At 71.9% G+C, this 11,568-nt stretch carries 12 protein-coding genes; 5 read left to right on the forward strand and 7 right to left on the reverse strand.

Features of this window, described 5'->3' with window-relative positions; translation table 11 throughout:
• The first annotated feature begins 15 nt into the window (after window positions 1-15).
• From pnuC to AC1DU4_RS06235, 4 genes are all read left to right on the forward strand, one after another.
• Complete coding sequence (pnuC, locus tag AC1DU4_RS06220; RefSeq protein WP_477838178.1) at window positions 16-690, forward strand: nicotinamide riboside transporter PnuC; 675 nt, start codon at window positions 16-18, stop codon at window positions 688-690.
• Between the two features lie 89 nt (window positions 691-779).
• Window positions 780-1,226, forward strand: coding sequence for a hypothetical protein (locus AC1DU4_RS06225; RefSeq protein WP_477838179.1), 447 nt, complete (start codon window positions 780-782; stop codon window positions 1,224-1,226).
• Window positions 1,227-1,278: 52 nt separating this feature from the next.
• Window positions 1,279-1,980: a response regulator transcription factor gene (locus tag AC1DU4_RS06230; RefSeq protein WP_477838180.1), complete on the forward strand. Its 702-nt coding sequence runs from the start codon at window positions 1,279-1,281 to the stop codon at window positions 1,978-1,980.
• Window positions 1,977-3,287, forward strand: a complete 1,311-nt coding sequence (locus AC1DU4_RS06235) for a sensor histidine kinase (protein WP_477838181.1) — start codon at window positions 1,977-1,979, stop codon at window positions 3,285-3,287. The genes AC1DU4_RS06230 and AC1DU4_RS06235 overlap by 4 nt, the downstream gene beginning before the upstream one ends.
• Here the strand turns inward: AC1DU4_RS06235 and AC1DU4_RS06240 are convergent.
• The 6 genes from AC1DU4_RS06240 to AC1DU4_RS06265 all read right to left on the reverse strand — a co-directional run bounded on the left by AC1DU4_RS06240 (window position 3,284) and on the right by AC1DU4_RS06265 (window position 9,481).
• Window positions 3,284-4,126: an SDR family oxidoreductase gene (locus AC1DU4_RS06240; protein WP_477838225.1), complete on the reverse strand. Its 843-nt coding sequence runs from the start codon at window positions 4,124-4,126 to the stop codon at window positions 3,284-3,286. The genes AC1DU4_RS06235 and AC1DU4_RS06240 overlap by 4 nt on opposite strands.
• Before the next feature lie 79 nt (window positions 4,127-4,205).
• Window positions 4,206-5,213, reverse strand: a complete 1,008-nt coding sequence (locus AC1DU4_RS06245) for an enoyl-CoA hydratase/isomerase family protein (RefSeq protein WP_477838182.1) — start codon at window positions 5,211-5,213, stop codon at window positions 4,206-4,208.
• A 75-nt stretch (window positions 5,214-5,288) separates the two neighbouring features.
• Entirely contained in the window at window positions 5,289-6,143 is an 855-nt protein-coding gene (locus AC1DU4_RS06250) for a quinone oxidoreductase family protein (RefSeq protein WP_477838183.1), read from the reverse strand.
• Window positions 6,144-6,212: 69 nt separating this feature from the next.
• Entirely contained in the window at window positions 6,213-6,689 is a 477-nt protein-coding gene (locus AC1DU4_RS06255; protein WP_477838184.1) for a nuclear transport factor 2 family protein, read from the reverse strand.
• Window positions 6,690-6,764: 75 nt separating this feature from the next.
• A complete protein-coding gene (locus AC1DU4_RS06260) occupies window positions 6,765-8,552 on the reverse strand; it encodes an ABC-F family ATP-binding cassette domain-containing protein (RefSeq protein WP_477838185.1) in 1,788 nt (595 codons plus the stop codon).
• On the reverse strand, window positions 8,552-9,481 hold the full coding sequence (locus tag AC1DU4_RS06265; RefSeq protein ID WP_072845409.1) for a 4-(cytidine 5'-diphospho)-2-C-methyl-D-erythritol kinase: 930 nt from the start codon (window positions 9,479-9,481) through the stop codon (window positions 8,552-8,554). Before AC1DU4_RS06265 ends, AC1DU4_RS06260 begins: the two co-directional genes overlap by 1 nt.
• A 163-nt stretch (window positions 9,482-9,644) precedes the next feature.
• On the opposite strand from AC1DU4_RS06265, the gene AC1DU4_RS06270 reads away from it, so the two are divergent.
• The gene (locus tag AC1DU4_RS06270) at window positions 9,645-10,064 is read left to right on the forward strand and encodes a VOC family protein (protein ID WP_477838186.1); all 420 of its coding nucleotides are present in this window, start codon (window positions 9,645-9,647) and stop codon (window positions 10,062-10,064) included.
• A gap of 14 nt (window positions 10,065-10,078) precedes the next feature.
• Here AC1DU4_RS06270 and AC1DU4_RS06275 read toward each other — a convergent pair whose 3' ends face one another.
• On the reverse strand, window positions 10,079-11,470 hold the full coding sequence (locus AC1DU4_RS06275; RefSeq protein ID WP_477838187.1) for a WS/DGAT/MGAT family O-acyltransferase: 1,392 nt from the start codon (window positions 11,468-11,470) through the stop codon (window positions 10,079-10,081).
• Window positions 11,471-11,568: the final 98 nt, after the last annotated feature.

Below are 11,568 nucleotides of genomic sequence, written 5' to 3' on the forward strand. Positions count from 1 at the left end.
GGGTAGAACTGTCCTGTGAACCCCCTGCTCACCCTCTTCGACGCGGAGATCCACCTCGGCGGCGCCACCATCCTCTGGCGTGAGGTGGTCGGCAACGCCTTCGGCATCGCCTCCGCCATCGGCGGGATGCGGCGGGTGGTGTGGGCCTGGCCGGTCGGCATCGCCGGGAATGCGTTGCTGTTCACCGTGTTCATGGGTGCGTTGTTCCACACCCCGCAGGAGCTGAACCTGTACGGGCAGGCCGGTCGTCAGCTGTTGTTCATCACCGTCAGCGTCTACGGCTGGACCCAGTGGCTGCAGTCCCGGCACGACTCCGGCGCGGCGGTGCTGCCGCACTGGGCGTCCACCCGGCAACGAATCGCCATGGCGCTGACCATGATCGTGGGAACCGTGGTCTTCGCCCAGGTCTTCGGGCTGCTCGGGTCCTACGGTCGCTGGGCGGAGGCGTGGATCTTCACGGGCTCGGTGCTGGCCACCTACGGCATGGCCCGGGGCTGGACCGAGTTCTGGCTGATCTGGATCGGCGTCGACGTGGTCGGGGTGCCGCTGCTGCTGAAGGCGGGCTTCTACCCGTCGGCCGTGCTGTACCTGGTGTACGCGGTGTTCGTGCTGTGGGGTTTCGCGGTGTGGCTGCGGATCCAGCAGCGGGTGGTCAGCGAGGACGGCCCGGCTTCCCTCACCAACTCCTAAGAGTTGGCTAACCACCGCCGAGTTTTCCGCCCATAACTTCGTGGGTGTCGAGGCCATCCGGGCCGCGGCACCGAGCGAGGAGATCACCCGTGCGCAAGGCTCTCAGCATCACCACCACCCGTCGGCGAGCGGCGGTCACCGCCGTCGGACTCACCGCTGCCGCAGCGTTCGCCGTGCCCGGCGTGGCCTGGGCCAACGACGCCATCCCCAACACCGCGCCCGTCGTCGTCTCCGTCCCTGCCACGCAGACCGAGCCGGCTACGCAGTCCGAGCCCACCGTCGCCGGGTGCGCCGCGGCCCCCGCCCGCGTCCTCACCCCGGAGGAGGTCGACGCACTGATCGCGAGCGGCGAGCTCGCCGTGGACACGATGGTGCCCTCGACTGCCGCCGTAGCCGTGGACGACGCGTCGGCAACGGTCATCCGGCTGGCCGAGCTCGTCGGCCAGGGCCAGACCGTCGCGGACCTGATCGCGCAGGGCGCGGACGCGCTGACCGGCCCGGACGCCGCCGTCACGCTGGCACTGCCGGCCTGCTGACCCGGTGCGATCCGCGGGCGCCCGAACAGCCGACATCCTCGCTCCGGGCACTATGGAGCGAGTGAATGACAGCGCCCGCATCCTGATCGTCGACGACGACTCCAAGGTCCTCTCGTCCCTGACGCGGGGGCTCCGCCTGTCCGGTTTCGAGATCGAGACCGCACACGACGGGGCCTCCGCGCTGCGCGCGGTCGTCGCCACCGGCCCCGACGCGCTCGTGCTGGACGTGAACATGCCGGGCCTCGACGGCGTCGGCGTGGTCACCGCGCTGCGGGCGATGGGCAACGAGGTGCCGATCTGCGTGCTCAGCGCCCGCAGCTCGGTGGGCGACCGGATCGCGGGGCTGGAGGCGGGCGCCGACGACTACCTGACCAAGCCGTTCGAGCTGGGCGAGCTGGTGGCCCGGCTGCGCGCGTTGCTGCGTCGGGCACCCCGCACGCCCACCCCGGCGGGCGTCGTCAGCGTGGGTGCACTGGAGGTGGACCTGCCCGGGCGCCGTGCCCACGTCGGCGGGCACCGCATCGACCTGACCAAACGCGAGTTCGACCTGCTCGGTGTGCTCGCCGAGAACGCGGGGATCGTGCTCAGCCGGGCGCAGCTGATGCGCCTGGTGTGGGGTTACGACTTCGACGCGGACACCAATGTCGTCGACGTCTTCGTCACGTACATACGCAGGAAGCTGGAGGCGACGGGGAAACCACGGGTGCTGCACACCGTCCGGGGCGTCGGGTTCGTGTTGCGGGACCAGCCGTGAGCGGCCGGCGCCGATCGCTGTCCCTGCGGACCCGGGTGGCACTGGTGTCGGCGCTGGCGGCAGCCATCGTCATCGCCGCGATCGGTGTCGCGTTCGCCGTGTTCCTGCGAGTGAACGGATCCGCTCAGCTGGACCGCACGCTCGACTCGGTGGCGTTGAGCGTGCCCGCGGAATCGGTGACCGCGGCGGAACCCCTGGTTCTCCCGATTCTGCCGACCGACGAACCGGCCGTGACCACGCCCGGGACCGGCATGGTCGAATTCGACGCGGTACGTACGGAATCCGTGGCCGGGACGCCGGTGCGCGCCCGCGACGTCCAGGTCAGCGGCGCGGCGGGCACCTACCTCGCCGTCACCGTTCCGGAGGACGCACTGACCGTGGCGATCCGGCAACAACAGTGGCAGGTCGCGGCCGCGGCGGTGGTGGCGATCGCGGTGGCCGCGGGACTCGGATGGCTGCTGGCCGGCCGTGCCGTCCGGCCCCTGCAGCGGCTCGCGGCGGCCACGCACACCGTCGGCGACGACCCGGCCGCGGTACTTCCCAACGTTCGGGGCGCCCGCGAGGCGGAAGAGCTCTCCGAGGCGATCGCCAACATGCTCGGCCGGATGCAGCAGGCGCGCAACCGAACCCAGGAGGCGCTCGGCTCGGCCCGCGACTTCGCCGCGGTGTCCGCGCACGAGTTGCGCACGCCGCTCACCTCGATGCGGACCGACCTCGAGGTACTCGCCACGATGCCGCTGTCCGAGGAGCAACGCGCAGAGGTGGTGCACGACCTCCTCGTCACCCAGAAGGAGGTCGAGGCGACGCTCGCGGACCTCGAACGACTGGCAGTCGGCGAACTCTCCGACGCCGCCGACCACGAGGAGTTCGACCTCGTCGAACTCGCCGATCGCTGCGTGCAGGAATCCGCCCGCCGGCTGCCCGACCTCGACATCGAACTGTGCGGGCCGGACGCGGTCGTCGTGCGCGGCATTCCGTCCGGGCTGCGACTGGTGCTCGACAACGCGATCACCAACGCGGTCCGGCACGGCCAGGCCGAGCTGGTCCGGATCACCCTCGCCGCGGACGGCGGTCACGTGGACGTCACCGTCGACGACGACGGCACCGRCATCCCCGAACACGAACGGGCGTCGCTGTTCGCGAGGTTCGCCCGCGGGTCCACCGCGCATGCCGAGGGCTCCGGACTCGGTCTGGCGCTGATCGCTCAACAGGCCGAGATGCACGGCGGTACCGCAGAACTGTCCGAGAGCCCGCTCGGCGGCACCCGGCTGTGGCTGCGGCTGCCGCGCGTGCACTCGGCCGGCTAGATGCCGGCGCGGCGGACCAGGGCGTCGGTCAGGCTCGGGGACACGGTGTCGATCACCCGCAGCAGCTCCGCGTACGCGGGCATCACCTCGACCGGGCGCGTCGCGATGGCGTCCGCCAGCCAGGACGCCGCCTGCCGCGGGGTGAGCGCCGCCATCGCGTCGTAGTCCTTGGTCGGCGCGATCATCGGGGTACGGATCAGCGGGAAGTGCACGGTAGACACCGCGACGCCGCGCCCGGCGACCTCGGCACCGAGATCACGGCCGAAGGCGCTGATCGCCGCCTTCGACGCGTGGTAGGCCGCGAACTTGGGCATCACCCGGCCCGGCACGCCCCACGTCGCGACGTTCACCACGTGCCCGCTGCCCCGCTCGAGCATCGCCGGCAGCAGCGCCAGCGTCAGCCGAACCGGCCCGAAGTAGTTGAGCGCCATGGTGCGTTCGTAGTCGTGGAAACGGTCGGTCGTGTCCTCGACGGTGCGACGGATGGACCGGCCGGCATTGTTGACCAGCACGTCGACCGGGCCGATGTCGGCCGCCACCGTGCGCGCCAGTTCCGCGACGGCGTCCGGGTCGGTGAGGTCGCACGGCAACGCCTCCGCCGTCCCGCCCGAGCGACGGACCTCGTCCCGTACCGCCTCGAGACCCTCCGCCCCGCGCGCGACGAGCACCAGGCGCGCACCCCGGTCGGCGAGCAGGTGCGCCGCCGCCTCCCCCACGCCGGACGACGCGCCGGTGAGCAGGACCGTCCGGCCGGCGATCGGGTGCTCGCGGGTCGGGAGCACCCGCGCCGCGAGGCCGCGCACCGACGGCAGCGGGTTCAGGGCCGCACAGGCGAGGATCTGAGCTATCACGACGATCTCCCTCGGGTCGGGTGGTCTGGGTCGTGCCGGGGCGAGCGGAGCGACGGGGGATGTGCGGCTACAGGAACAGCGCGTCCACGGCGACGGGGTCGACGGCGTCGAGCGTGGCGGGCGACCAGGACGGGTTGCGGTCCTTGTCCACCAGCACCGCGCGCACCCCCTCCGCGAAGTCGGGGCCCGAGGTCACCGGTCCGGTGAGGGCCAGTTCGCGGCACAGGCACTGCCGCAGGTCGTCCGCCGCACCCCGCCGGATCAGCTCCGCGGTGACGAACATGCTGGTCGGCGAGTGGGCCGCCAGCATGTTCCGGGTCTCGACGGTCCACTCGTCGTCATCGGTGAGGCGGGCCACCATGTCCGCGGGTGTGCCCGCGCCGAACACCTCGTCGATCCGGGCCTGCCGCGCGGCCAGCGGGGCCTCCGGAGCGGGCTCGGCGAACTTCTCCAACGCCGCGTCTACGCCGGCGCCGCCGCGGATCGCGTCCGCCAGCGCGGCCAACTGCGCGCTCGGCACGTAGTGGGTGGCCAGACCGAACGCCAGCGCGTCGCCGGCCGACGCCCGGGCCCCGGTCAGACCCAGGTACATGCCCGACGCCCCCGCCAGCCGCGGCAGGAAGTAGCTCGCGCCCACGTCGGGGTAGAAGCCGATCGCGGTCTCCGGCATGGCCAGCATCGCCTTCTCCGTGACCACCCGGACGCTGCCGTGCACCGAGATGCCGAGGCCGCCGCCCATCGCGGCCCCGTCGATCAGCGCGACGTACGGCTTGGGGTACTCGCCGATCAGCTGGTTGAGCCGGTACTCGGTGTCGAAGAAGTCGTGCACGAACGCGGCTTCGCCCTGCATCGCCGCGTCCCGGACCGCCTTGATGTCCCCACCCGCGCAGAAGGCGCGCTCCGAGGCGCTGGTCACCAGCACCGACGAGATCTCCGGGTCGTCGCGCCACCGCAGCAGCGGTTCGTACATGTCGCGGATCATGCTGGAGTCCAGCGCATTGAGCGCCTTCGGCCGGTCCAGCACAATCTCACCGACACCGCCCGACACGCTGGTCCTGATGAAGCTCATTGACACTCCCGTCCGCCGCACTCGTACTGCCGGGTGCCAGCCTGCCAGGTCAGCCGCGCGCCACTCGGACCGGCCATCCGGCTACTGCACGACCAGGAGCACCTTGCCGCAGGCGTGCCTGGTCTCGACCTTCTCGAGCGCGGCCCGCGCCTGCGCGAAGGGATAGACCCGTTCCACCTGCACCTGGATCCGGCCCGCCGCCACCTCCGCGGCGAGCCCGGCCAGTTCGACCAGCGAATCGCGGCCGTGTGCGATCTGCTCGACGCGCACGCCGCGCTCGGGCGACATCTCGTCGCCGGAGACGGTCACCACCCGTCCGCCATCCCGGACGGCCCGCATGCTGGGCGTCCCGGTCCCGGGCTGGATCGCCAGCGCCCCGTCGACGCCACCCGGCGTCCAGTTCCTCACCTGCTCGGGCCAGTCGGCATCGCGGTAGTCGACGGCCCGCTCCGCGCCGAGGGAGTGGAGGTAGGCGTGGTTCTTCGACGACGCGGATGCGGCGACGCGCACACCGCGCGCCCGCGCCAGTTGGATCGCGAGGGTCCCGATCGCGCCGGACGCGCCGGCCACGAACACACTCTCTCCCGGCCGGAGGTCGAGGCCCCGAAGGCCCGCCGACGCCACGGTTCCGGCGACCGGGAGGGCGGCGGCGGCGACCGCACCGAGGCCGTCCGGGATGGGCACCAGCGCCGTCGCGGACACGGCGGCGAACTCGGCCCAGGTGCCGCCCTTGCGCTGCATGCTGCTGACGAACATGACCCGGTCCCCGGGCCGGTGCGCGGCGGCGCAGCGGCCGACCTCCTCGACGATTCCGGTGGCCTCGACACCGATCGGGTACGGGTACTCGGCGTCCTCGGGCAGGAACCGTCGGTCGTGGACGCCGACGCCGATCGCGACGATCCGGACCAGCACCTCGTCGTCGTCGATCGTGGGCACCGGGACCTCCAAGGGGGTCAACGCCCGCCCTGGTCCGTTCAGCCCGATCGCTCGCATGGCACAGCCGTCTCAGGAGGCCGGTGGATTCACGAGGAGGTCCCACTTGTTGGTGGTCAGATGGAAGCTCGGCAGGTCCTTCAGCGAGATCACTGTCTCGAAAGTGCGTTCGTACCCGGTGTGCGAGATCAGCCATTCGCCGGCCGTGTCCCGCACGTACTCGTCGTGGTAGAAAGCCGTGCCGCGCACCAACATTTCGTCCTCCGGAATGATCACCGTGTCGGACAACGCCCAGACGCCCGCGGCGGTGTCACCGTCCACCTCGATCTCGGGCTGGCCGCACCGGTACTCGGTGAGCATGTGCGGGCCGAGGGTGACCTCCATGAACGACACCAGCGCCTCCCGGTCCTCGAACCGCAGGTACTCCCCGTAGGTCGCGGTGGCCTCGGGAATCAGCGTGTCCCGGAACAGCACCCAGTCCTTGGTGTCGAGGGCACGCAGGTACCGGTACTTGAGCCTGCTGATCAACGCGACAGCCTCGAGGTCCATCTACCAAGGCTAGGCCACCCCGACCGGTAGGGCAGGGCGAATCGCCCCCCTGACCTCCCGAATTCGACCACTCGACTAGTCGAGTTCGGCGGCCAGTTCCATCCAGCGTTCCTCGACGGAGTCCTTCTCCGCCAGCACCTGACGCAGCTCCGCGTCGAGGTCCTGCAGCCGCTGCTGGTCGGTGGACGCCTCCGCGAGCGCGGCGTGCAGCGCCTTCTCGCGGTCGTCGAGCTTGGCGACCTGCCGCTCGAGCTTGCTCAGCTCCTTGCGCGCGGCGCGATCGGCGGCGCCGTCGCGGGCCGCCGCGGACGCGCCCGAACGCGGCGCCACCTCCGGCGCCGGGCCGGGTCCGGCCAGCGCGGTGACCGCCGCGCGGCGGCGCAGGTACTCCTCGATGCCGCCCGGGAGGTTGGTCAGCTTGCCGTCCCCGAACAGCGCCCAGGTGCTGTCGCAGAGACGCTCGATCAGGTACCGGTCGTGGCTGATCACGACCATGGTCCCGGCCCAGCCGTCGAGGATGTCCTCGAGCTGCTGGAGGGTGTCAATGTCCAGGTCGTTGGTCGGCTCGTCGAGGAGCAGCACGTTCGGCTCGGACATCAGCACTCGCGTCAGCTGCAGCCGGCGGCGCTCGCCACCGGAGAGGTCGCCGACCGGGGTGCGCTGCCGGGCCGGCGTGAAGCCCAACCGCTCGGCCAACTGTCCGGCCGAAACTTCCTTGTCCCCCAAGGTGATCCGCTCGGCGATGTCCTTGACCGCCTCGAGCACCCGCATCTTGACGGGCAGGTCGTCGAGCTCCTGACGGAGCCAGCCGATCTTGACGGTCTGCCCCTGGATACGGCGACCCGACGCGGGTTCGAGCTCACCGGCGAGGGTCCGCAGCAGGGTGGTCTTGCCCGAGCCGTTGACGCCGACCAGACCGATCCGCTCGCCGGGGGCGAGCCGCCAGGTCAGGTCGTGCACCAGTTCGCGGCCGTCGGGCGTGGTCAGCCGCGTGTCCTCGAGCTCGATGACGACCTTGCCGAGCCGGCGCTGCGCGAAGGTGGCCAGGGCGACGTTGTCGCGGGGCGGCGGCACGTCCGCGATCAGCGCCTCGGCGGCCTCGATCCGGTACTTCGGCTTGGAGGTTCGCGCGGGGGCGCCGCGGCGCAGCCATGCCAGCTCCTTGCGGGCCAGGTTGCGACGGCGCTCCTCGGAGGCGTCTGCCTGCCGGGAGCGCTCCGCGCGGGCGAAGATCCAGTCGTTGTAGCCACCCTCGTAGCTCTCGACCTTGCCGCCCACCACCTCCCAGGTGCGGTTGGCGACGGTGTCGAGGAACCAGCGGTCGTGGGTGACGACGACCAGCGCGCTGCGCCGCGACACCAGGTGCTCGGCCAGCCACTGCACGCCCTCGACGTCGAGGTGGTTGGTGGGCTCGTCGAGGACCAGCAGGTCCAGGTCCTGCACCAGGGCCGCTGCCAACGCCACCCGCCGGCGCTCGCCGCCGGAGAGCCCCTCGACGCCCCGGTCCAGGCCCACGGAGTCGATGCCGATCCCGGCCAGGATGGAACGGATCCGGGCATTGCCGGCCCACTCGTGCTCGGCCACCCCGAGCGGGGCCAGCACCACGTCCGCGACGGTGGATCCGGCGGGCAGCACCCCGCGCTGGGTGACGACGGCCATCCGCAGGCCGCCGACCCGGCTGACCCGGCCGGAGTCCGGTGCCTCGATGCCGGCCAGCACCTCGAGCATGGTGGTCTTGCCGCCGCCGTTGAGGCCGACGACGCCGATCCGTTCGCCCTCCTGCACGCCGAGGGAGACGGAGTCCAGCAGGGGTGCGATGCCGAACGACTTCGACACCTGCTCGAGGTTGACCAGGTTTGCCATCAGTGCTCCGTCTCGTGGGTAATGACGCGTGCGCCGGGCACCGGTCCGTGCGCGATCCGCACGGTCCGGCACACTCCGGCGCCTGCCAGTTCGGCGCCGACCGCGACCGCGGCCTCGGCGTCGGCGCAGAGAAATGCGCAGGTGGGCCCGGAGCCGGAGACAATCCCGGCGAGGGCGCCTGCGTTGGTGCCTGCACGCAGGGTGCGGCGCAGCCCCGGCGCGAGTGAGAGCGCCGCCGGCTGCAGGTCGTTGCCGAGCAGTGGGGCCAGCGTCGCGGCGTCCCCGGAGGCCAGGGCGTGCATGAGGTCCTCGGCTCCGCCGAGCCGTGGCGGGTTGCCGTCGGCGCGCAGCCGATCCAGTTCCCGGAACACCGTCGGCGTGCTCAGCCCACCCTTCGCGAGCGCAAGAACCCAGTGGAAGGTGTTGCGGGACAACACCGGAAGCAGTTGCTCGCCGCGGCCGGTGCCGAGCGCGGTGGCACCGTGCAGGGAGAACGGCACGTCGCTGCCGAGCCGGGCGGCGAACTCGACGAGCTCGGCGCGGTCGAGTCCGAGCTCCCACAGCGCGTCGAGCGCGACCAGGGTGGCCGCGGCGTCCGCGCTGCCCCCCGCCATCCCGCCGGCGACGGGGATGCCCTTGCGGATGCTGATCGCGACGTCGGGACGACGTCCGGCGTGCTCGGCCAGCAACTCCGCCGCCTGCCACACCAGGTTCCGGTGGTCGGTGGGGACCGCCCGCGCGTCCTCGCCGTGGACCTCGACCGACAACTCGTCGGCGTCCGACACCCGGACGTCGTCGCTGAGCGAGAGCGCCTGGAACACGGAGGTCAGTTCGTGGTAGCCGTCTTCGCGCAGGTCACCGACCCCGAGGTGGAGATTCACCTTGGACGGTGCCCGGACGATCACCGGACTGGGGACAACTGACAGCACAAGTCCCCAGCCTAGTGGACAGAACGATGCCCTCTGACCGTCGGAGTTCGGCCGCCGCCGGCAACCGCGGGCAGGGGCGACAATGGACGAGCACGTCCGGCGGGTACGGCCACCTGCGGCGAGCATTGCCCGCGGTCGCGCCCGACGACCCGAAGGAGTCGACATGTCCGATCCCGACGATCGTGCCGCATCCGTGGTGCCGCGCCCCGCGGCGCTGCCGTACCTCTGCGCCCACGACGCTCGCCGCGCCGCCGAGTGGTACGCCCAGGTCTTCGACGCGCGGATGGACGGCGAACCGGTGGAGATGCCCGACGGCCGGATCGGACACTGCGAACTGCGCATCGGCGACGGCACGCTCTACCTGGCCGACGAGTTCCCGGAGATCGGTGTCGTCGCGCCGACGACGGGCGCGGCCGCGGTGAGCCTGATGCTGCCGGTGGCCGACACCGACGCAACCCTGGAGCGGGCCCGGAGAGCAGGTGCCCGCGTCGAGCAGGAGCCCGCGGACGCGCACGGGCACCGCGGCGCCACCCTCGTCGACCCGTTCGGCCACCGGTGGATGCTCGCCGGGCCGCTCCGCTGACCGCGGAGCGCGCGCTACAGCCCGAAGGCCTCCTCGAGCCCGACGAGCTCGTCGTCGAGGTGACCGAGGAGCGGCGCGAGCGCGGGCACGCTGCGTCGGCAGCCGGTGAGCCCGAACGCGATCTCGTCGTCGGTACTGGTGCAGGTGATGTTGAGCGCCTGCCCGTGCACGGGAATGGACAGCGGGTACAGCGCCGTCATCCGGGCACCGTTCCAGTACAGCGGCGTCGCGGGGCCGGGCACGTTGGAGATCATCACGTTGGCGGAGCGGATCGGCCCGCCGCGGCCCAGCATCATTCCCATCGCCAGGGGGGCGGCACCGAGCGCACTCATCGCGAGGATCTGCGACGAGGTCCGGGTGCGCATCGAGTCCTTGCCCTGTCGCATCGACTCGCCGATCGCGGCGAGCCGCTCCACCGGGTCCACCCGATCGGTGGCCAGGCTGCAGGTCAGCAGCCCGATCTCGTTGCCCGACTTGCCTTCCTGGCGTTCACGCCGCAACGAGACCGGCACCATCGCGACCAGTGACTCCGCGGRCAGTTCGTCGAGCTGGTCGAGGTACCCACGCAGGGCGCCCGCGCACATCGCCAGGACCACGTCGTTGACGGTGGCATCGGCGTGCTTGGCGACCAGCCGGAGCCGTTCGAGCGGCCAGGACCGTGCCGCGAACCGTCGGGCCCCGCCGATCGGCACGTTGAACATCGACCGCGGCGCCGCCAGCGAGAGGGCGCCGCCCCGCTCGTGCAGGGCGCGGTCGACGGTGCCGACGAGCGCCGGGACCATCCCCGCGACCTCCCCCATCACTCCCCCGAAGGTGCGCAACGCAGCACCGGCTGCCTTCCCCACCGGGTTTGCGCCGTCGTCGACCGCCGTCGACCGGGACGCGCCCTCGATCGGTTCCCAGGGCGCCGGCATGCCGCGGACGTCGGGGTCCGTGCTCAGCGCCCCACGCAGCATCCGCATCGCGGAGACCCCGTCGGCCAGCGCATGGTGGATCTTCGTGTACACCGCGAGACGGCCGTCGGCGAGACCCTCGATCAGGTGCATCTCCCACAGCGGCCGGCCCCGGTCCAGCAGTCCCGCGTGCAGCCGGGACACCAGGTCCATCAGCTCCGCCATCCCACCCGGCTGCGGCAGCGCGCTGTGCCGCACGTGGTGGCCGAGGTCGACATCGACGTCCGCCTCCCAGCCCCACTGGCCGAGCGAGGTCACCGACCGCCGGGCGCGGCGGCGCAGTTTCGGCGACACCTCACCCCGGGCCATCGCGTCGTCGAGCATCGCGCGCAGGTCCCACGCGTCGGCCCCGTCCGCCGGTTGCAGCAGCACCAGCCCACCGACGTGCATCGGATGCTCCCTCGTCTCGCCGAGCAGGAAAACCGCATCTGCGGGGGACATCGGAAGCAGCATCGCCCAACACCTTTCTTGTCGATCGGCAGCAGGACCCCACACTTCCGAGTGGGGGCGGTGCGTCACGACGGCCTCGCGTCACAGGGACGCTGTGAGCT

This window comes from Rhodococcus sp. P4_F5 (genome assembly GCF_056401315.1).